This window comes from Acinetobacter sp. ANC_7512 (genome assembly GCF_056779935.1).
Genome location: NZ_JBWYIX010000019.1, coordinates 1 through 18,638 on the forward strand (window position 1 = coordinate 1; position 18,638 = coordinate 18,638).

Here is an 18,638-nt window from a genome sequence, read left to right on the forward strand (position 1 = left end):
TGGTAGTGTGGGGTTACCCATGTGAGAGTAAGTCATCGCCAGCTCATTATTCTAAACACCCCCTTCAATAGAAGGGGGTGTTTTTTTATATCAAAAAATTGAAATAAAGATATAAAAATAAAAGCCCTCATGAGAGGGCCTTGTATCAAATAATAGATTAAAGTTGTCGTCGAGCGTGTTTTAACGCAGTTCTTAGGCCTTCCTCTAGCGTTGGATGGTAGAAAGGGTGATCTAGAATTTCATCAACAGTAAGATCACTGGAGATAGCCCAAGCGAGCAAATGTGCTAAATGTTCTGCTGAATAACAAAGAAATTCTGCTCCGAGAAGTTTACGTGAGTGTCGATCGACGTAAAGCTCTACAGCCCCAATATTTTGTCCATTGACAATCGCTCGTCCTTGCTTTTCGTAGGATACGATACCTGTAACGAACTCATGATTGGCTTTACGCAGTGTTTGATAATTGGAGCCGATCCCTGCCATTTCTGGCGAACTAAACATAATACCTAATGGCGTAAGACTTTTTTTCTGACTCGATTGATGTTGATTGAGGCAATTATGAACCGCCAATTTACCTTCATAAGACGCTTCATGCTGGATAGGCGTTGCAGTAAATGCATCACCTACAATGTAAATGGGGTAGTCACCAAGCTGTTTAGTGGTTGGATCAACAGGTAATTTCTTTAGATCAATGAATTCATCATTTATATGCTGAATATTTAACGTATCTAAATTCGTAGTACGACCAGTCGCAGATAATAGGTAATCAACTTCTATAGATTGATTGCTACCATTTTCGATAAAGTTAATTTGAACCTTATCTTCGCCTAATTTCTCAACCTGCTCGGGTAAAATCTCATATTTGATATTTAATTCTTTTGAGAATATTTCTTGAGCAAGCGTTTGTAAGTCTGGGCTAGTCAATGAACCAATTTTTTTACTGCGAGCAAAAACTGTAGTTTCCACACCTAGACGCTGCATGGCTTGTGCAAGTTCGATTGCAATGACACCGCTTCCAATTACAGCTAAACTTTTTGGTAAAGTAGGTATTTCAAAGACTTGATCAGAAGTTAAATATAAATGACCAAGTTTTTGTTGCCAATCTTGATTTACTGTTGGTCTTGAACCAACAGCGATAATGAACGATTTAGCTTGGTATTTCTTATTATTAACATTGATTGTGTTTGCATTTACAAATGTTGCGCGACCTGAAATTTTGTGCGCTGTAGGCCATGAATTAACGTCCTTCAGTGTTGCATTTGTAAATCGATCACGTAATTGTTGTACATGTTGCACAACATCTTTAGTGTCAATTTGAGAAGAAATTTTTAGCCCAAGTTGTTCTGAAGTTCTCGCATTATAGGCAAGATTAGCTGATGAAATTAGAACTTTACTCGGCATACAACCTACTCGAGCACAAGTGGTATCCCACGGACCGTCGTTCACAATAAGTATATTTTGTGTAGTTTTAATGGCTTCTTTATAAGCTGAAATACCAGCAGTACCAGCTCCAATAATAATGATATCGTACATATTGTATTGACTAAGAATGATTTGAATTCACTATATAAAAAAACCTTCGATGAAGAAGTTTTTTTTTCAATTTATTACACTTAAACCTTTAACTTTTGGTGATATCCACATTATTGAAAATTTGTATCATTTAAAACTAAGTATTTTCATGGTTGTTATTGAAATAAGATGAAAGAAAAAGGCGCTTGTGCGCCTTTAAAATGAATAAAATACATTTATCTTATAATGATGTACCTGCATGCACACCAACAGTTGGTTTTACATTCATCGATGTGCAACCGAGTAAAAGAAACGAACAACATAATGCAATACAAATTTTATTCATGAATAAGTCCTAATGAATTTGCTTTATTAAATAGTAACGTAGAACGACTACCTGACTTACATACTAAAAGTATAGGTTTAGGTAGACTATTGTAATACTTCGCAAACTCATGAACATCTGCATCTGTTATTTGACCTGAAATAACAGGTTGGTAAATCAAACTGATTTTAGACTTTTCGGCTAAAGCTCTTAATTCACTTGCAGTTGTTTCGTTACCTGATTCTTGATCAGGACGGTTAACGATCACAGACTTAAATCCCTGCTGCATTAAGGCATTGAATTTTGTAGCCGTCATATGACCCGATACACTCACAGATGGATTAAGTGCTTTACTGAGCGGTTCTGATGCTGAATGACTTAGCGTTACGATACTAAAAATGAAGGTGGAAAGGATGAATCTAAACCACATCTTAGTCATCAAGCAAATCCATTTGTTTTGCTAATTGGTAAAGATTGTTAGAGCGATTTCCCGTACGGCAGAACATTAATACTGGTTTTGGTAGCTCATTGAAATGATTTGCAAAAGTACGAACATCAAGCTCAGTAATTTGACCTGCAACTACAGGTTGATATACATAATCTAAGCCTTGAGCGCGTGCAGCTTCTTCAATTTGGGCACTTGTTGGCTGTTCTGGTCCGCCTTCCATATCGGGGCGATTATTAATCACAGATTTAAATCCTTTTTCAACAACTTGAACTAAATGTTCTGGCCCAATTTGACCAGCAAAACCTACATTTTCACTCATTGCGTCACTCCCAAAATAAATTAAAAGACTATGCTACTATCATAGCATCTCGCTCAGATATGAGCTTTGATCGACACAAAAAATTTAAAATAAAAATCGTATGAATACATGCATGGAGCACCTATGTACGATTACACCGTAGAGCCGCTGTACGTACAAAAAGCAAATGAGTTGATCGCTGCTGACCTTTATTTGCCTGTCAAAGTTAAAAGACCTCCTGTGCTTATTATGGCGCATGGTTTTGCAGGATTACGTCAATTCAAATTAATCCAATATGCGCAACGTTTTGCTCAATCAGGTTTCGCGGTTGTACTCTTTGACTATCGTTGTTGGGGAGGAAGTACGGGTAAACCACGAGAAATGGTCTCTGTCCGTCAGCAGCTAGAAGATTGGTATGCTGTGATTGCGCATATCAAATTATTCCCTTTGGTTGATGGGCACCAGCTTTTCTTATGGGGAACGGGTCTGAGTGGCGGATATGTTCTAAAACTTGCATCTGAGTTAAATGGGATTCGGGCTGCAATAGCGCAAGTACCCTTTGTGGACGGAAATGCCAGCAGTAAAATTTATCCAATTCAACATATGGCGCAGGCTTTAAAGTTATCGAGTCAGGATTTAATGGCAGCCAAAGTTGGACGTGTTGGAAAAAAAATGCCTGTCGTTCATCCTTATGCATTAAGTTTTTACCCGAGTCAGGATAGTTATCAAGGGTATATGTCGATCGTTGATTCAAACTATTATTGGAGCGGTGAGGTGCCTGCAAGAGCTATGTTGGACGTCATACGATTTCGACCGATTACTACGGCAAGAAGTATTAAAATTCCTGTGTTATTTATTGCTGCCAAGAAAGATGCAGTTATTCCCATAGAAATTAGTCGTGAAACGGTAACCAATATGGCACCTTATGTGGAATACCATGAGTGGAATATGACACATTTTGATATTTATCAAGTAAATTGGATGGAAAGCGCAATCAAGCTTCAATTAGAATTCTTAGATCAAAATAGAGGAGTAAACTCATGATTGTTGTTTGTCCATCTTGTGGCGCAAAAAATCGTGTACCTGAAGATAAAATCCAATCTCAGCCGAATTGTGGTCAATGTCATGAGCATTTGATTCCGCTTGCCCCTATTGAGCTGAATGAGCAAAACTTTAGTAACTTTATTACCAACAGTGATTTACCAGTATTGATTGATCTTTGGGCAGAATGGTGCGGGCCTTGTAAAATGATGGCACCGCATTTTGCTGAAGTAGCCAAATCAAATCCGCATGTGGTTTTTGCGAAGATAGATACTGAAGCGAATCCGCGCTTAAGTGCTGCCTTTAATGTTCGTAGTATTCCAACGTTGGTATTGATGAATAAAACGAATGAAATTGCTAGAATAAGTGGTGCATTACGTGCAAATCAATTACAAGATTGGTTAAATCAGCAATTAAATGCTTAACCAATAGGCCAATATTTGGAGTGACTGTGTCAGATTCTCAACTTAAGCCAGAAGGTACATTATCCCTTCAAACCATTGCTATGCCTGCAGATACCAACTGGAGTGGGGATGTTTTTGGTGGTTGGATTGTTTCACAAATGGATTTGGCTGGAGCTATTCATGCAGAGCGTTATACAAAAGGTCGCTGTGCAACCATTGCAATTAATCAAATGACATTCCTTGTGCCTGTTAAGGTGGGTGATGTCATTAGTTGTTATACTAAAATTTTAAAGCTCGGAAATACCTCAATTCAAATGCAAATTGAAGTATGGGATAGTCACGACTCTTCACGTCCAGCGAAAAGAGTGACAGAAGGTGTTTTCACTTTTGTTGCGGTGGATGTGAAAGGGGCAAAACGCCAGATTCCAGATGATGTTAAACAAAAGTTTCAAGAATCTCTAAGCATCTAATCACAAAAAATCCCAACATCGTTGGGATTTTTTATTAGGGAAACTTTTTTAGGATCAATATGATCATGAGCTTTATTGCTTAAGTTGAGATTTTGCAATCCAAGCCCAGAGCATTTCACATTGAATTGGCTCTTCGCCAGATTCATCTGTCACGATCACCTTGACAAGGGTTTCACCTTTTTCAGACTCTTGCATCTGTTTTTGTTGATCATCAGTCAATGTCGCGACTGCGGTCATCGCACCTTTAGATGGGCGTTTGAAATCTACTTTTAAGCTTTTTATTAATACGATTGAGGTATCGGGTACATTCATGCCGGTAACAAAGCCTGTAGCTGTTTCAGCGATCAGCGCCATTGCGCATGCATGCACTTGACCAATATGATTTTGCATTGCTTTGTGGTTTTCGATTTTAACGACAACTTTAGCATGACTAACTTCAAGATATCGTAATTTGGCAGTTCCCACCATTGGAACGACACGGCCAAAAGCTTTGCTCCATAAAGTACTACGGATACCTTGTGGAAACTTAGATGTCGCTTTTACTAACTTAGATAAACGATTGCCTTTTGCCATGATCAGTTCCTATGATGGAGCAAAGAGATTAGTCTTTGAAGTTGTTAAATTGAAGTGGGATACCGAATTGTTGTTCTTTTAAGAACGCCATAACTTGTTGTAAAGTATCGCGCTTCTTGTCAGTGACTCGGATTTTATCGCCCTGAATAGAAGATTGCACTTTGATACCACTTTCTTTAATGGCTTTATTAATTTTTTTTGCTGTATCAGAGTCAAGACCGTCTTTAAGTTTAATCACTTGAATGACATTTTTGCCAGATGCTGTCATTTTTTGCGGATCTAGTGCCTGAACGTCGACCTTGCGTTTATAAAAGTGATTTTCCAGCATGTTGTAAACTTGCTCACATTGGAAGTCACTTTCAGTCGAGATCTTAATTTCTTTATTTTTTTCGTTTAATTCGATTGAAACGTCTTGACCACGGAAGTCGAAACGCGTTCCGATTTCCTTTTGTGTGTTTTGAACTGCATGATTTACTTCAAAAATCTCTAATTCTGAAACAATATCGAAAGATGGCATAGTTTAGACCTTTACAAATAGAAAGAATATCTGAGATGCTAGGGATGTTTTCTTCATTTGCCAAGTGTTGTTTACATCAAAGGAGTGCGCAATGATCCGTAAACAAGAAATTACAACATTTGAGTTCCCAGCTGACGCGATTATCTGGGATGTACGTGATACAAGTGCTTATGCTGAAGCACATGTGAAAGGAGCGGTGAACCAACCGATTTCCACACTTTCAGCAGATAGTCTGACTCAAGTTGCAGCGGATCAACCGATTTACATTTTATGTGGCGGCGGAAGTAAAGCACCACGTGCTGCAGAACTATTAGAAGGCTTTGATAGTTCACGTGAATATGTGGTCTTAATGGGTGGTACTCGTGCTGCTCGTGAGGCAGGATTACCTTTAGAGCAAGGTTAATCATGGTTGAAAAAAAGCGCCTTATGGCGCTTTTTTAGTTTCAATAAATCATGGTGATTGAGTTTTAGCCTGAAAATATGGCTTCTTTATTCTTACTTTCTTTCTAAATCGATGAACATCGAGTTTATTGAGTAAAGTTTCAGATACAGGGCATGCTGTTTTTAAGATTTGAGCCACTAGAATTTCAGCACACAAAGGAGCAAATAAAAAGCCTTTAGAGCCCAAACCTGAGAGTGTATAAATTTCAGTATCAGATTCAACCTGACCTAAAAGCGGAAAATAATCCTGACTTTGTGCACGAACAGAAGCTCTACCATGCCAAGAATGATGGTCAGGAAATTGTGCAGCAATATCTGGTGCGAAATCTGCAAGTAACCTGTAGTTATGTTCATGATCTTCATCAAGAACATCTTGATCATCTCGATTAGGGTAAAAAGAAGCACCTAAAATGATTTGATGATCATTTAAAGGCATACAGTAGCCACCATAGCTATATGCTTCATGTTTCTTGAACTGTGTGGATGAAACATGGTTAAACCAGCTAACTTGACCACGTATTGGTTTTAAAATCGGGAAATCATCAAAAAGATTCATACTTTCACGGGCACAACAAATAATCACATGGTCAAATTGATATTGTTGTCCAACATGATCTGTTATACCGACTTGATGATTGGCAAGTAGATCCCACGATTTGATTGTCGCTTGCTGAAATTCGATCAGTTCATTCGATAATATTTCTTTAGCCAAATCATGTGGTCTGATTGTTCCAGCCTGTTTCAAGGTGAGGAATGCTTGGTTGAACAGGCTGTTTTCAGCAGCACAATTTGCTTCGAGTATGTTTTCTGGATATTGATTTGCAAGATCGAGAAGTTCATCAGCGTGTTTAAGAGGGATTTGATGGACTTGCGCGGCGTCAAAGGCTTCAAATTTTGAATAATGGTTCATTGCATGTTGCCATGCTAATGTCATTAAATGATCGGCACTTTGTTCAATTGGACAGAGCTTGGGATTCAATAAAGCCAGAGGATTTCCTGACGCGCCACTTAATGGCTCATGGCGGTCAAATAGGCTGACGCGGTGACCTCTTAATGCAAAGGCATAGGCACAACTTAAACCCGCAATTCCAGCGCCTACAATGCCTATACGGCGTTGAGAACTTGAGTGTGGTTTGTATTGGTAATCTTCGGGAGAGAGTTCACTTTTTTCAGCCTCTTCGTCTAAAGGAAGTAAAACTCCCTTTAGCATTTCACGTTTGTGTCCGAACCCTTTTGGGCGTGTAATTTTCACGCCGTGTTTTTTTAATCCTCTTTTGAGGATGCCAGCAACACTGAAAGAGGCAAAAGTAGTTCCAATATCTGATAGTCGAATAATTTGATTCAGAACTTGTTCTTCCCACATATCTGGATTACAGGCAGGAGCAAATCCATCTAAAAACCATGCATTGACAGTGCTAGTTTTGGCAATGACTGGAAAAACATCATGTGCATCACCTAACCAAATATCAATACTAAAACGCTCATCTGGAAAATGAAGGCGGTGGCATCCTGCAATCGGCAGTGGATATTGGGCAATGAGTTGATCTGATAAATGTTTCAGTTCAGGCCAAGCATTTAAAGCTCGGATCAGATCAGCCTTGCTCAATGGAAATTTTTCCACCGTAATGACATGCAGTTGACTATGATTATTTGGACGAATTGATTGCCAAAGTTGCCAAAGGGTGAGGATATTTAAACCCGTGCCGAAGCCAGTTTCTCCGACTGTGAAATGTTCAAATGGTTTTAAGTCCGATAGGCGTTCATGTAGATCATTACCATTGATAAAGACATGACGCGTTTCAAGAAGTCCATTGGCTTTTGAAAAATAAACATCACCGAAAATTTTAGAAACTGGAATATCGATTCCATCAACGAGTTGCCAATCGAGATCAGCAGTTTGAATGGCCTGAGTCAAAATTTGAAACCTTTGAAAAGCGTGTCAGTGGTTTACCACTGACGACGTCGTTTTGTATAGATGTAACTGGCAATAATAAAGCCGACAAAAATACCGACAGCCATTGTTGCTGCACCGTACAAAAACATTTGAGCACTACGTTCACTTTGAAGCACCTGAATTTGTACACCTAAATTATCATTTTTTAGTTGTAATTCTTGATTCTGTGCTAAAGCTTCTAGGTTTGCTTTTTCAAGCTGTTGGAGACGTGTTGCTTGGTCTTTGACTAAAGCTTTTACTTTTGCTTCTTGAAGCGCTTTATTTCGTGCAATTTGTTCAGCTGTAAGTGGCTTTGCAGGCGTAGCTGTTGCTGGCTGAGACTGTGCAGCTGGATTCGCTGGTGCAGCAGTAGTTGCTGCGGGTTCAGCCCAAGCTGAAGATACCAATGCAAAACTGATGAAAAGAGCAGAGCGTGTCAAATTCATCATCTTATTCATGTGGTAATGCTTTATTAAAAGGTTTTACGTCAATGCTGGCATAAATACCTTCTTTTAAAAAAGGCTCATCTGCTAACCATTCATCTAACGCTTCACGGCTTTCAAAATCTAAAATAAGGGTGCTGCCATAAAATCCAGCTTGTGGGTTATTACGATCTTTTGGCATCGCGCCAGCGACGATTACGCGACCTTCCTCAGCCAGTTTTTCAAGGCGTGCAAGGTGTTGTGGGCGTGTTGCTAAGCGTTTTTCAACAGTACCTTCTTGGTCGGTACACGTCACTACAAATAAGGGCATGGCGAAATCTCTATATCCTCTTTCAACACGATTATTCTTCTGCAGATTTAAAGTGTTTTCGTAAAATGATGAATTGAATAATGATAAATGAAAACATCACAATCATGTCACCAAAAGCAGTAAATTCACCCCAATATTTTCCATCCATGAACACGAAAGCAAAGAAAATATGCAATGATGCCATACCAACAAACATCGCGGCCCAAGCATAGTTTAAATTTTTCCACCCCTGCGGTGTTAAATTTAAAATAGGACCAAATAAGCGTTGAATGAGAGGTTTGCGGTCTTTACCAAAATAAGGTGAAATTAAGAAAGCACCAGCAAATACAAAGTTCAGGATCGCTGCTTTGAGACGAATATAAAAATCATCACTCAACATGAGAGTAATCCCACCAAAAATCACCGTCATAAATAAAACAATCCATTGTTGTTTATCAAGGTGAAATTTTTGGCGGACAAATAATGCGCCGTAGACCACGAGCATAGAAATGATTAAGCCCGTTGTAGCAACGAGAATATGGTTATTATCGACACCACCTGCAGAGCCGATCCATTGCAGTAAAGGGTGATTGTTATCTTTGGGATCGACAGTTTTGTAAAGCCAAAAGAAAATTATGAGTGGCACAAAGTCTAAAAGTGCTTTCATGTTAAAGTATCTATGCAGTTCAGGTGGATGGGTTAGTATAAAAGATGCAAGGCGTAGATTTACACACACATAGTAATATTTCTGATGGAACTTTGTCGCCAGAGTTACTGGTTCAAGCTGCGCTCGAAAAAGGGATACATACCCTTGCACTGACTGACCACGATAGCATGGATGGTTTGGTTTTGGCTGAAAAAGTTGCAAAAAATCAACCAATTCAAATTATTTCAGGTGTGGAAATTTCAAGTCAGTGGTCTAGACCTTCGACCAAAAAAAATTATGGTGTGCATGTGGTCGCATTGAATATGCAATCACCTGATCCTTTGCATAAGCTACTAGAACAACAAAAGATGATTCGAGCTGAACGTGCTCAACTCATCTGTGAATTGTTGAAGCCTCTTATTGGAGAGGATATTTACGCGGATGTGGTTGCGAAGGTCGAGGGTATACCTGATCGTGTGACACGAACCCATATTGCGAAGACGCTGGTCGAGAAGGGTCATGTTTCACGTCCGCAACAAGCTTTTGACAAATATATCAAAGAAGGTAAAAAAGCTTATGTTCAGTTTGAAGGACTTGGTCTGGAGGAAACGATACGTGTAATTCATAAGGCTCAAGGGTTTGCTGTTTTGGCACATCCTACCCGTTATGATTTATCTGCGACCAACATTCGTTATTTAATTGAAATATTTGCACGTTATGGAGGCGACGCAGTTGAGTTGCCACCTGCGATTGAACCTACCTCGACGCGACAAATGGTAGACCGAATGATTGCCCAATTTGGGCTTAAAGTATCAGTTGGAAGTGATTTTCATGGAGATAATATGCCATGGATAAAATTGGGGGATATCCCTCAAGTGAAAGAGGAGCAGGTTGGCATCTGGGAAAGTTTTATTGTATAGAAATTCTCTTATAACAACGGATAAGAGAATTTCAGGCGGCGATAAGACATTCAGTTGTCACGAATCAAAGTAAGTTGTGATCTTGTGCTTGGATCGGTGGAGGAGTTGGTTTTCCTAAAGTCCCGAGTAGTTCAATCTCGATTGTACGAACCATGGCATCGAGTGGAAGATCATTACTTTGTGTACCAAAAGGCTCTTCTATTTCAGAGCTGAGCGCATCAAGCCCCAAAAACGTATATGCTAAAATACCGACTAAAAGTGGTGTCGCCAAACCGAGCACCGAGCCTAAACTAAATGGAAGCATAAAACAGAAAAAATAAACGGTACGGTTTAAGAGTACTGAATAAGCATAAGGTAAAGGAGTTGTAGCAATACGATCACAGCCTGTTTGAACCAAACTTAATTCAGTTACATGTTGGTTCATTTGTGTATAAATAATGTCTGAAATTTCGCCTTCTTTCAGTGACTGCATCAACTCCCATTGAATCAAACTTAATGTGTATTGTGGTGCATTGGCTTGCTGGTAAAGTTGAGTTAAAGCTTGTGGGCTCATGCCACTGGTTTGATGCAAAGCATCGGGACTGACTGTTTGATGACGAAGACGGTCACGCAGTACGTTCGCAAAAACAATCATATGCTGAATTACACGTTCACGACGACCTTGCGGCAAGATCCGGCAGTCTCGATCGAAATGTCGAGCATTGGCGATTAAGCTTCCCCATAATTTACGCGCTTCCCACCAACGGTCATAACATGCCGAATTTTTGAAACCTAAAAAAATCGACAATACTACTCCGATCAGTGTAAACCCAACCAAAGGAATTTCAGGGAATCTATAGAGATTTATATATTCAATTCCCCCCACGATTGCTGAAATCAGCATAACGATTCCAAGTGGAGGTAATACCTTCGGTAAGATAGTTCCACGCCATGAAAATAATAGTTTTAGCGTATCGGTTTGATCACGAACAATCATGTAAATCAATCTTTCATTTTTCTATGATCTTCACTAGTTCAGCGAGTATTGTCAATGATAAAAAATGGAAACTTCGAGCAATTTTATTCTGTAATTTATAGACTTATTCTCGGATCAGTTGGTGCTCCATAAAAGAGTAGCTGCCTTCGGTGGAAATGATGACATGATCGAGTAATTTAACCTCAATTAAATTACAAGCTCTACTTAAAGATTTCGTCAAATTGATATCGTCAATTGAGGGCTGAGGAATTCCTAAAGGATGATTATGTGCAATAATCACAGCACTCGCCTGAGTGTGGATGATATGTCGAATAAACTGATTAATTGAAACTGCACAGTGGTTAGTAGAACCAAAGAATAATTTTTTAAAATTAATTTTTCTGAGCCTTGCATCTAAACAGAGTACCGCGAAAATCTCTTGAGATTCGCCAATAAGTTCATAGCGAAGATAATCTTGAATTAAATCAGAGCGACTTAAATCAATTTGTTGGTTCAATTGATGTTGCAAGTAACGCCGTCCAAGCTCTTTTACAGCCATCAATTGAGAGTATTTAGTGTCTCCCATGCCATGGAACATGCGAATTTCATCTATCGATGCATCAAACACTGCATTTAAGCTTCCAAAATGTTGCAACATCAATCTTGCTAATTCGACCGCAGAATGTTGTTGAGATCCTGATCTTAAAAAGATGGCGAGGAGTTCTGCATCAGAGAGGCTATGAGCACCTTGGCGGAGTAATCTTTCTCGCGGTCGTTCTTGTTCGGGCCATTGTTTGATCGAATTATTCATTATTATTCACTGTTTTAAATTATTTTAACTTTTGAATATTCACCAAGGTATATCTTGGGTGGCAGAATATTTAATGCTATTGTGAGCGCCACTGCAATAAAAAGGTGACGTGATCTTGAGTTTTGATCTTAGTGTGTTCTCCAATAAAAATATTATTCTTGCTGTTACTGGTGGTATTGCTGCTTATAAAAGTGCCATCTTAGTACGCCGACTTAAAGATTACGGATTTAATGTCCGAGTTGTAATGACTCAAGGTGCCCAAGCTTTTATTACGCCGCTTACCTTTCAAGCATTGTCGGGTAATCCAGTACATACAGAACTTCTAGATACAGAAGCTGAAGCTGGAATGGGGCATATCGAATTAGCACGATGGGCGGATTTGGTGCTTGTCGCTCCTGCCAGTTGTGACAGTATTGCTAAATTTGCTTGTGGATTAGCGGATGATTTACTCAGTACACTTTATTTGGCAACAAAAGCACCTGTTTGGATCGCACCAGCCATGAATCAACAAATGTGGGCGGCTAAAGCAACACAGCGCAATTTGAGTACTTTGGTCGATGATGGTGTGCATGTCATTATGCCTGAGGCGGGTTCTCAAGCGTGTGGCGATGTTGGATTAGGACGTATGCCTGAGCCTGAAGATTTAGCTGAACAGGTACGAGAATATTTCCATAAAGCGCAGCGTGCAATTGCAGAAAAATTTGGCTTGCTGGCGGGTAAAAAAGTGACGATTACCGCAGGTCCAACTCGAGAGGCAATTGATCCAGTGCGTTATATTTCAAACCACAGCACTGGAAAAATGGGGTTTGCTATTGCTGCTGCATGTTATTCAGCAGGTGCTGAGGTGACACTGATCGCGGGTCCTGTCAGTTTAGATACACCGAATGGGGTGAAGCGTTTAAATGTATCTTCAGCGAGACAGATGCTTGATTTAAGCATGAATCAGTTGGAAACAGGATGTGATGTATTTATTGCGACAGCTGCCGTAGCGGATTATCGTGTTGCAGAAGTTGCGGAACATAAAATCAAAAAAGCTGGTGATGAGTTAGCTGTCTCTCTTGTTAAAAATCCTGATATCGTGGCGACGATAGCTTTGCAAGACAAACGTCCATTTATGGTCGGTTTTGCAGCTGAAACGCGTAATGTTGAAGAATATGCCGCAGGTAAATTGGTGGCTAAGAAACTAGATATGATCGCATGCAATGATGTTTCAAGAGCGGATATTGGTTTTGCTTCAGATGAAAATGCGATGACTGTGTTTTTTGCTGAACAATATGAAATGGAAAAACGTGATCTTGAAAAAGCTTCAAAGCAAGAAATTGCACAACAATTGGTTGAAGCTATCCATGATGCATTACATCAAGAAAAACGACCTGTTTAAATGTAGGATATAAAAAAGACCGCAAATGCGGTCTTTTTTATAAGGGTAAACTTAATCAGACCATTAAGCTTGACCTTCAGCAGCTGCAGCTTGAGCGCGTTGCATGTTCGCCTCAAACTCAGCATCAAAGTTAATCGGTGTAAGAAGTAATTGAGGGAAGCTACCTTTAGTTACAAGATCATTCACCGCTTCACGAAGGAATGGGAACAAAATATTAGGGCAATAAGCACCAAGAATGTACGGAAGACGTTCATCTTCAACGCCATCAATCAAGAAAATACCTGATTGTGTTACGTCTACGATAAATGCAGTTTCACCTGCATTCGCAGCTTGTACAACCACTTTTAAAGAAACTTCAAAATGAGTTGGATCTACTTTTTCAGCTGATGAAGAAAGATTGATGTTTAACTCAGGTTGCCATTCTTTTGTAAAAACCGCAGCACCAGGAACTTCAAAAGAAATGTCTTTTGTATAAATACGTTCTAATGCTAATTGTGGTTGAACTTGTTGTTCTTCACTCATTCTTAATTCCTTAGATTTAGTGATTATGCCAATAATTCGTCTAGTTTACCTTCACGCTCTAAAGCATAAAGTTGGTCGAAACCACCGATGAATTGATCTTTAATGAAAATTTGTGGCACTGTGCGGTGGTTGGTTTTTTGCATTAACTCAACACGAACCTCAGGTGCTTCTTTTGATAAATTAATTTCTTTGTACTCAATGCCTTTACGTTCAAGGAGTTGCTTTGCACGTACGCAATAAGGACACATCGTTGTTGAATATACAGTCACTTGAGCTGTCATTTTACAAACTCCTTAAGCTTTTTTGCTTTTTACTAAAGGTAAGCCTTGAGCTTTCCAGTTACTGATACCACCGTCTAAACGATAACTATCTGTATGACCGACTTGTTGTAGAGCAGAGCCTGCAACTTGGCCTAAATTACAAATGAATACCAATGGACGGTCCGCAGCTTTTAATTCTTCAACATTTGCAGCAATTTGACTATATGGAATATTACGACTACCGCTAATATGACCTTCACGGAAATCTTTAGCATCGCGCAAATCAATCAGCATCGCATTTTTAGCTTTCACTAAAATTCCGAGCGATTGTGGAGAAATTTTACGACCACTACGTTGTCCTTCAAAAACGAAAAACAAAACAATAAGGGCCCCTAAAATTGCAAATAAAAAGGGGTGATTCCCCATAAATTCGAACCAACGTTCCACAAATCACCTAATGACTAATTAAAAACTGCGTTGAGTATAACGTATATATATGGTGATCAAAATCACCGCTTCAAGGGCGTGCTTAAAGAAAACTAATTTTTTTGTTGCGCCTCAGTAATCTCATCAATTAGACGTAGATAACTTTCTAAACGTCTTTGTAAAATATCACCATTTTTGACACCTTCTTTAAGCGCACATTGCTTTTCGTGCGTATGGGTGCAATTGCGATACTGACAATGTCCTAAGAGTGCAGAAATTTCAGGAAAGCCACCATCGATTTTCTCATGATCTAAATGCCATAAGCCAAATTCACGAATACCTGGGGAATCGATTAAAGCACCATTTTCACCAAAACGAATTAAACGTGTTGAGGTCGTAGTATGTTGACCGAGTGCGGAGTTTTCTGAAATGACATTGGTTTTTTGATCAGCATCAGGAATGATGGCATTAATAAGTGTACTTTTCCCAACACCTGATTGACCTACAAATGCAACAGTTTGATTGTCAATACGTTTAATCAACTCATCTAAATTACCATTAGATTGGGTCAGGATGAAGTCATAACCAAGTTGACGATATTCTTCTGCTAACAGCAAAATTGGATCATTTTCTTTCAGTAAATCACATTTGTTTAATACTAATAAAGCTCGAATATTGGCATCTTCACATGCAACCAAATAACGATCAATTAGGGTTGGTGCAGGTTCTGGTAACGGTGCAATCACAATGACGATCAGGCTGATATTTGCAGCTACTGGTTTTACTTTGTGATAACGATCTGGGCGAGTCAACAAGGATTGTCGCGGTTGAATCGCTGTGATAATACCTAAGCCAGTATTTGGATCTGCTTGCCATTTTACGCGATCACCTGTAACCAATAATTCTAAATTGGTACGGGTATGACAGCGCCAAACGCTATTCAATTCAATAGGTTTCCAAAAAGGTTCTGGCTCACCTTCTTTGGTATCTGGTTTTATTGGATGTTGATCAGGCAAGGAGAGGGCTTGTACTTCGAGTTGTCGACCATAGTGTTGGACGACTAAGCCTTCTAAGTCGTGAGACGTGTCGATTTCTTCTTGACGTGTTTGATGTTGTTTCTGAATACGACGTTGTTGTTGCTCTGTCAAACGACGCTTACGAATTAAAGCCATTCACAACCTAAAAAACCTTGAAATTTAGATGGCAAAAATAGCATGATGAGCCATGGATTTACAGCCAAGATCGGAATAATTTGCTACTATCCATCTTTAATTTAGCCCAATAAGATTGCACTTTATGAGCAGCACCCCAGATACCCGCTTAATTTGGATCGACCTTGAAATGACAGGGTTAGATACAGACAATGATCAGATTATTGAAATTGCAACGATTATTACGGATGATCATTTAAATATTCTTGCTGAAGGCCCAGTGTTAGCTGTACATCAGTCAGATATTATTTTAAATGCGATGGATGAATGGAATACACGTCAGCACGGGCAATCTGGACTTATTGAACGCGTACGCCGTAGTAAGTTAACTGCGCAAGATGCTGAGCAACAAACACTTGAATTCTTAAAAAAATGGGTCAATCCAAAATCATCTCCAATGTGTGGAAACTCAATTTGCCAAGATCGCCGTTTCTTACATCGTTTAATGCCAGAGCTTGAGCAGTTCTTCCATTACCGTAATTTGGATGTGTCTTCTGTTAAAGAGTTAGCAAAACGCTGGCGCCCAGAAATTATGAGTGGTTTAAAGAAAAATGCTTCTCATCTTGCGATGGATGATATTCGTGACTCAATTGCTGAATTGAAGTATTACCGTCAATATTTTTTCATCTCAAATAATTAAAAAGTTCTGTTGAAATTTTAGAAAAGGGGCTAAGGCCTCTTTTTTTATAGATTTTATAAATGATCGAAAGAACAAAGTATTAATTAAAATGTTTAAAAGTTGATAGCAAAAAATAAACTGATTTTTATGCTGATAGATCTCAGAATAGTGAAAATTTAAGAATGATAACAGAGACTAAGTTATGCAAAGTAGTAATCCGATTTTAACCCGTGTAGAGACTGTATCCAATTATCAACAACCCATGACCATTCAAGGTGCGATTCAGAAATCTGTTGTATTAACTGTGATTTCGGCAGCGGTGGGTATCGCGCTGTTTATTTATAGTTTTATGACTTTAAATGTATCACTCGCCTATGCTAGTGCGATGGTGGGGGCGATTGGTGGATTCATTCTGGCACTCATTACTACTTTTAAGCCGAATACTGCTCGAACTTTAGCTATTCCATATGCTTTATTTCAAGGTGCTTTTTTAGGGGGTATTTCAGTCATATTTCAACTGAAATACCCTGGAGTTCCTTTAAAGGCCTTGCTCGCAACATTTGTCACGACTTTGGTGATGTTCGCGCTTTATCGGTTTCAACTTATTCGTGCGACTGAGAAATTTAAAGCGGTTGTGTTGTCAGCCACCATTGCGATTGCGATTGTATTTGTTCTCCAATTTATTATGAGTTTAGCTTTTGGTTCGAGCATTCCATATATATTTGATAATAATTGGCTAGGTTTAGGATTTGCAGCTTTTGTGGCCATTATTGCATCATTAAATCTAATTTTAGATTTCGACTTGATTGAAAATGCCGCAGCTCAATACGCGCCTAAAGCGATGGAATGGTTATGCGGTATTGCCTTGTTAGCCACTTTAGTTTGGATGTATTTCTCTTTTTTGCGTTTAATTGGTCTACTGTCTAGTAATGACTAATGCAGTTCAGCTAAGGCGTGTAAAAAGATCAGACTGATGTCTGATCTTTTTTTAGCGTCTAATTCGGTTTAACAATTTTTTGAAAAAAGATGCATTATGCAATTTCGTAAATGCTCTAGACTTGGCATCATGCATGAAAATTAATTTGAGTGAGAGTCACATGGCACAAGGACTATTAGCAGGTAAACGTTTTTTAATCGCGGGTGTTGCGAGTAAATTGTCGATTGCATTCGGTGTTGCAGAAGCTTTACACCGTGAAGGTGCAGAATTGGCATTTACCTATCCTAATGAAAAAATGAAGAAGCGTGTTGATGACTTTGCTGAACAGTTTGGTTCAAAACTAGTTTTTCCATGTGATGTTGCTGTTGATGCTGAAATCGAACAGGCATTTGCTGAATTAGCAAAACATTGGGATGGTTTGGATGGCGTAGTGCATTCAATTGGTTTTGCACCAGCACATACTTTAGATGGTGATTTTACTGAAGTTACTGATCGTGAAGGTTTTAAAATCGCGCATGACATCAGTGCCTATAGCTTTATTGCCATGGCTCGTGCGGCAAAACCACTTTTAACTGCTCGTCAGGGCTGTTTGCTCACACTCACTTACCAAGGTTCAGAGCGTGTGATGCCAAACTATAATGTTATGGGATTGGCGAAAGCATCTTTAGAGGCTGGCGTTCGTTACTTGGCTTCAAGTTTGGGTGCTGAAGGAATTCGTGTAAATGCGATTTCAGCTGGTCCAATTCGTACGCTTGCGGCTTCAGGTATCAAGTCTTTCCGTAAGATGCTTGATCTGAATGAAAAGGTTGCACCTTTAAAGCGTAATGTCACGATTGAAGATGTAGGTAATGCGGCATTGTTCTTGTGTTCACCATGGGCGAATGGTATTACTGGCGAAATTTTATATGTAGATGCTGGTTACAATACGGTTGGTATGAGTGCAGATTTAATGCTAACAGAATAAACCTCATCTTTATAAGAAATAAAAATCGGCAATTTAATGCCGATTTTTTTACATTTTTTAAAGTTCATTTATGTAACCAAGACTAGGTAAATCGTATTTTTTTTGATTAAATATTAAGAAATTCTTTAGCCTTATTAAATTATAAAAGACAGATAATAACCATGCTTGCCAACATCTTTTCGGCATTGGAACAGCTCGGCCTAACCGCCCAAAACAGAGCCCTCCACATCCAATTCAGTCATTCACAGCTGAATAGCCAAGTCTTCCTACAACGCATCGATGGCAGCCATGCCC

The 18,638-nt window shown here is 39.1% G+C and carries 25 protein-coding genes; 10 read left to right on the forward strand and 15 right to left on the reverse strand.

Annotated elements, in window-relative coordinates:
- Nucleotides 1-157: 157 nt before the first annotated feature.
- From AC1M9H_RS14050 to AC1M9H_RS14060, 3 genes are all read right to left on the reverse strand, one after another.
- Complete coding sequence (locus AC1M9H_RS14050) at nucleotides 158-1,531, reverse strand: dihydrolipoyl dehydrogenase (protein ID WP_481613624.1); 1,374 nt, start codon at nucleotides 1,529-1,531, stop codon at nucleotides 158-160.
- Nucleotides 1,532-1,848: 317 nt separating this feature from the next.
- Entirely contained in the window at nucleotides 1,849-2,274 is a 426-nt protein-coding gene (locus AC1M9H_RS14055) for a protein tyrosine phosphatase family protein (protein ID WP_180000531.1), read from the reverse strand.
- Nucleotides 2,267-2,602: a protein tyrosine phosphatase family protein gene (locus tag AC1M9H_RS14060; protein WP_035269714.1), complete on the reverse strand. Its 336-nt coding sequence runs from the start codon at nucleotides 2,600-2,602 to the stop codon at nucleotides 2,267-2,269. Before AC1M9H_RS14060 ends, AC1M9H_RS14055 begins: the two co-directional genes overlap by 8 nt.
- A gap of 123 nt (nucleotides 2,603-2,725) precedes the next feature.
- On the opposite strand from AC1M9H_RS14060, the gene AC1M9H_RS14065 reads away from it, so the two are divergent.
- The 3 genes from AC1M9H_RS14065 (at nucleotide 2,726) to AC1M9H_RS14075 (ending at nucleotide 4,496) form a co-directional block, all read left to right on the forward strand.
- Complete coding sequence (locus AC1M9H_RS14065) at nucleotides 2,726-3,625, forward strand: alpha/beta hydrolase (protein ID WP_481613625.1); 900 nt, start codon at nucleotides 2,726-2,728, stop codon at nucleotides 3,623-3,625.
- Entirely contained in the window at nucleotides 3,622-4,047 is a 426-nt protein-coding gene (trxC, locus tag AC1M9H_RS14070) for a thioredoxin TrxC (protein ID WP_481613626.1), read from the forward strand. Before AC1M9H_RS14065 ends, trxC begins: the two co-directional genes overlap by 4 nt.
- 80 nt (nucleotides 4,048-4,127) lie before the next feature.
- Nucleotides 4,128-4,496, forward strand: a complete 369-nt coding sequence (locus tag AC1M9H_RS14075; RefSeq protein ID WP_218945426.1) for an acyl-CoA thioesterase — start codon at nucleotides 4,128-4,130, stop codon at nucleotides 4,494-4,496.
- 72 nt (nucleotides 4,497-4,568) lie between these two features.
- On the opposite strand, the gene AC1M9H_RS14080 is transcribed toward AC1M9H_RS14075, so the two are convergent.
- Nucleotides 4,569-5,069, reverse strand: coding sequence for a DUF4442 domain-containing protein (locus tag AC1M9H_RS14080; protein ID WP_035269707.1), 501 nt, complete (start codon nucleotides 5,067-5,069; stop codon nucleotides 4,569-4,571).
- A 28-nt stretch (nucleotides 5,070-5,097) separates the two neighbouring features.
- Nucleotides 5,098-5,586 carry a YajQ family cyclic di-GMP-binding protein gene (locus AC1M9H_RS14085; protein WP_035269703.1) on the reverse strand — a complete coding sequence of 163 codons (489 nt, stop codon included), beginning with the start codon at nucleotides 5,584-5,586 and terminating at the stop codon, nucleotides 5,098-5,100.
- Nucleotides 5,587-5,677: 91 nt separating this feature from the next.
- Between AC1M9H_RS14085 and AC1M9H_RS14090 the strand changes: the two genes are divergently transcribed.
- Nucleotides 5,678-5,989 (forward strand): rhodanese-like domain-containing protein, encoded by a 312-nt coding sequence (locus AC1M9H_RS14090; RefSeq protein ID WP_180000521.1) that lies wholly within the window; start codon nucleotides 5,678-5,680, stop codon nucleotides 5,987-5,989.
- Between the two features lie 48 nt (nucleotides 5,990-6,037).
- On the opposite strand, the gene mnmC is transcribed toward AC1M9H_RS14090, so the two are convergent.
- From mnmC to AC1M9H_RS14110, 4 genes are read right to left on the reverse strand one after another with little or no spacing between them, the layout of a single operon-like run.
- Complete coding sequence (gene mnmC, locus AC1M9H_RS14095) at nucleotides 6,038-7,942, reverse strand: bifunctional tRNA (5-methylaminomethyl-2-thiouridine)(34)-methyltransferase MnmC2/FAD-dependent 5-carboxymethylaminomethyl-2-thiouridine(34) oxidoreductase MnmC1 (protein WP_481613627.1); 1,905 nt, start codon at nucleotides 7,940-7,942, stop codon at nucleotides 6,038-6,040.
- Nucleotides 7,943-7,974: 32 nt separating this feature from the next.
- Nucleotides 7,975-8,409 (reverse strand): SH3 domain-containing protein, encoded by a 435-nt coding sequence (locus tag AC1M9H_RS14100; protein ID WP_092768912.1) that lies wholly within the window; start codon nucleotides 8,407-8,409, stop codon nucleotides 7,975-7,977.
- A 1-nt stretch (nucleotide 8,410) separates the two neighbouring features.
- Nucleotides 8,411-8,713: a YciI family protein gene (locus AC1M9H_RS14105; RefSeq protein ID WP_035269693.1), complete on the reverse strand. Its 303-nt coding sequence runs from the start codon at nucleotides 8,711-8,713 to the stop codon at nucleotides 8,411-8,413.
- Between the two features lie 31 nt (nucleotides 8,714-8,744).
- Nucleotides 8,745-9,359 (reverse strand): inner membrane-spanning protein YciB, encoded by a 615-nt coding sequence (locus AC1M9H_RS14110; RefSeq protein ID WP_035269690.1) that lies wholly within the window; start codon nucleotides 9,357-9,359, stop codon nucleotides 8,745-8,747.
- A gap of 44 nt (nucleotides 9,360-9,403) precedes the next feature.
- Here AC1M9H_RS14110 and AC1M9H_RS14115 point away from each other — a divergent pair, with 44 nt between their 5' ends.
- Nucleotides 9,404-10,258, forward strand: a complete 855-nt coding sequence (locus AC1M9H_RS14115) for a PHP domain-containing protein (protein ID WP_481613628.1) — start codon at nucleotides 9,404-9,406, stop codon at nucleotides 10,256-10,258.
- Nucleotides 10,259-10,322: 64 nt separating this feature from the next.
- On the opposite strand, the gene AC1M9H_RS14120 is transcribed toward AC1M9H_RS14115, so the two are convergent.
- Both AC1M9H_RS14120 and radC read right to left on the reverse strand, forming a co-directional pair.
- The gene (locus tag AC1M9H_RS14120; protein ID WP_035269686.1) at nucleotides 10,323-11,234 is read right to left on the reverse strand and encodes a bestrophin family protein; all 912 of its coding nucleotides are present in this window, start codon (nucleotides 11,232-11,234) and stop codon (nucleotides 10,323-10,325) included.
- Between the two features lie 103 nt (nucleotides 11,235-11,337).
- Nucleotides 11,338-12,024, reverse strand: coding sequence for a RadC family protein (gene radC / locus AC1M9H_RS14125; RefSeq protein WP_035269684.1), 687 nt, complete (start codon nucleotides 12,022-12,024; stop codon nucleotides 11,338-11,340).
- A 115-nt stretch (nucleotides 12,025-12,139) separates the two neighbouring features.
- Here radC and coaBC point away from each other — a divergent pair, with 115 nt between their 5' ends.
- Nucleotides 12,140-13,405 carry a bifunctional phosphopantothenoylcysteine decarboxylase/phosphopantothenate--cysteine ligase CoaBC gene (gene coaBC / locus AC1M9H_RS14130; RefSeq protein ID WP_035269682.1) on the forward strand — a complete coding sequence of 422 codons (1,266 nt, stop codon included), beginning with the start codon at nucleotides 12,140-12,142 and terminating at the stop codon, nucleotides 13,403-13,405.
- A gap of 63 nt (nucleotides 13,406-13,468) precedes the next feature.
- Here the strand turns inward: coaBC and secB are convergent, their stop codons facing one another.
- From secB to rsgA, 4 genes are all read right to left on the reverse strand, one after another.
- A complete protein-coding gene (gene secB, locus AC1M9H_RS14135) occupies nucleotides 13,469-13,927 on the reverse strand; it encodes a protein-export chaperone SecB (RefSeq protein WP_035270796.1) in 459 nt (152 codons plus the stop codon).
- A gap of 23 nt (nucleotides 13,928-13,950) precedes the next feature.
- On the reverse strand, nucleotides 13,951-14,208 hold the full coding sequence (gene grxC, locus AC1M9H_RS14140) for a glutaredoxin 3 (RefSeq protein WP_035270794.1): 258 nt from the start codon (nucleotides 14,206-14,208) through the stop codon (nucleotides 13,951-13,953).
- Nucleotides 14,209-14,220: 12 nt separating this feature from the next.
- Nucleotides 14,221-14,634: a rhodanese-like domain-containing protein gene (locus tag AC1M9H_RS14145; protein ID WP_035270792.1), complete on the reverse strand. Its 414-nt coding sequence runs from the start codon at nucleotides 14,632-14,634 to the stop codon at nucleotides 14,221-14,223.
- Between the two features lie 92 nt (nucleotides 14,635-14,726).
- Entirely contained in the window at nucleotides 14,727-15,785 is a 1,059-nt protein-coding gene (gene rsgA, locus AC1M9H_RS14150) for a ribosome small subunit-dependent GTPase A (RefSeq protein WP_481613629.1), read from the reverse strand.
- Nucleotides 15,786-15,909: 124 nt separating this feature from the next.
- Here rsgA and orn point away from each other — a divergent pair, with 124 nt between their 5' ends.
- From orn to AC1M9H_RS14170, 4 genes are all read left to right on the forward strand, one after another.
- Nucleotides 15,910-16,464, forward strand: a complete 555-nt coding sequence (gene orn / locus AC1M9H_RS14155) for an oligoribonuclease (RefSeq protein ID WP_035270788.1) — start codon at nucleotides 15,910-15,912, stop codon at nucleotides 16,462-16,464.
- Between the two features lie 181 nt (nucleotides 16,465-16,645).
- Nucleotides 16,646-17,380 (forward strand): Bax inhibitor-1/YccA family protein, encoded by a 735-nt coding sequence (locus tag AC1M9H_RS14160; protein WP_481613630.1) that lies wholly within the window; start codon nucleotides 16,646-16,648, stop codon nucleotides 17,378-17,380.
- A 160-nt stretch (nucleotides 17,381-17,540) separates the two neighbouring features.
- A complete protein-coding gene (locus tag AC1M9H_RS14165; protein ID WP_092768909.1) occupies nucleotides 17,541-18,344 on the forward strand; it encodes an enoyl-ACP reductase FabI in 804 nt (267 codons plus the stop codon).
- Between the two features lie 161 nt (nucleotides 18,345-18,505).
- A partial coding sequence (locus AC1M9H_RS14170) for a hypothetical protein (RefSeq protein ID WP_481613631.1) occupies nucleotides 18,506-18,638 on the forward strand: 133 nt, incomplete at its 3' end.

What these genes read in the sequence shown, in the direction of transcription:
- AC1M9H_RS14160 (WP_481613630.1), top strand. Translation starts at nt 16,646, where the DNA reads ATGCAAAGTAGTAATCCGATTTTAACCCGTGTAGAGACTGTATCCAAT.
- rsgA (WP_481613629.1), bottom strand. Translation starts at nt 15,785, where the DNA reads ATGGCTTTAATTCGTAAGCGTCGTTTGACAGAGCAACAACAACGTCGT.
- AC1M9H_RS14120 (WP_035269686.1), bottom strand. Translation starts at nt 11,234, where the DNA reads ATGATTGTTCGTGATCAAACCGATACGCTAAAACTATTATTTTCATGG.
- orn (WP_035270788.1), top strand. Translation starts at nt 15,910, where the DNA reads ATGAGCAGCACCCCAGATACCCGCTTAATTTGGATCGACCTTGAAATG.
- AC1M9H_RS14055 (WP_180000531.1), bottom strand. Translation starts at nt 2,274, where the DNA reads ATGACTAAGATGTGGTTTAGATTCATCCTTTCCACCTTCATTTTTAGT.
- AC1M9H_RS14105 (WP_035269693.1), bottom strand. Translation starts at nt 8,713, where the DNA reads ATGCCCTTATTTGTAGTGACGTGTACCGACCAAGAAGGTACTGTTGAA.
- AC1M9H_RS14060 (WP_035269714.1), bottom strand. Translation starts at nt 2,602, where the DNA reads ATGAGTGAAAATGTAGGTTTTGCTGGTCAAATTGGGCCAGAACATTTA.
- AC1M9H_RS14050 (WP_481613624.1), bottom strand. Translation starts at nt 1,531, where the DNA reads ATGTACGATATCATTATTATTGGAGCTGGTACTGCTGGTATTTCAGCT.
- AC1M9H_RS14165 (WP_092768909.1), top strand. Translation starts at nt 17,541, where the DNA reads ATGGCACAAGGACTATTAGCAGGTAAACGTTTTTTAATCGCGGGTGTT.
- AC1M9H_RS14110 (WP_035269690.1), bottom strand. Translation starts at nt 9,359, where the DNA reads ATGAAAGCACTTTTAGACTTTGTGCCACTCATAATTTTCTTTTGGCTT.
- AC1M9H_RS14065 (WP_481613625.1), top strand. Translation starts at nt 2,726, where the DNA reads ATGTACGATTACACCGTAGAGCCGCTGTACGTACAAAAAGCAAATGAG.
- AC1M9H_RS14100 (WP_092768912.1), bottom strand. Translation starts at nt 8,409, where the DNA reads ATGATGAATTTGACACGCTCTGCTCTTTTCATCAGTTTTGCATTGGTA.
- AC1M9H_RS14115 (WP_481613628.1), top strand. Translation starts at nt 9,404, where the DNA reads ATGCAAGGCGTAGATTTACACACACATAGTAATATTTCTGATGGAACT.
- radC (WP_035269684.1), bottom strand. Translation starts at nt 12,024, where the DNA reads ATGAATAATTCGATCAAACAATGGCCCGAACAAGAACGACCGCGAGAA.
- secB (WP_035270796.1), bottom strand. Translation starts at nt 13,927, where the DNA reads ATGAGTGAAGAACAACAAGTTCAACCACAATTAGCATTAGAACGTATT.
- trxC (WP_481613626.1), top strand. Translation starts at nt 3,622, where the DNA reads ATGATTGTTGTTTGTCCATCTTGTGGCGCAAAAAATCGTGTACCTGAA.
- AC1M9H_RS14075 (WP_218945426.1), top strand. Translation starts at nt 4,128, where the DNA reads ATGCCTGCAGATACCAACTGGAGTGGGGATGTTTTTGGTGGTTGGATT.
- AC1M9H_RS14080 (WP_035269707.1), bottom strand. Translation starts at nt 5,069, where the DNA reads ATGGCAAAAGGCAATCGTTTATCTAAGTTAGTAAAAGCGACATCTAAG.
- AC1M9H_RS14085 (WP_035269703.1), bottom strand. Translation starts at nt 5,586, where the DNA reads ATGCCATCTTTCGATATTGTTTCAGAATTAGAGATTTTTGAAGTAAAT.
- grxC (WP_035270794.1), bottom strand. Translation starts at nt 14,208, where the DNA reads ATGACAGCTCAAGTGACTGTATATTCAACAACGATGTGTCCTTATTGC.
- AC1M9H_RS14090 (WP_180000521.1), top strand. Translation starts at nt 5,678, where the DNA reads ATGATCCGTAAACAAGAAATTACAACATTTGAGTTCCCAGCTGACGCG.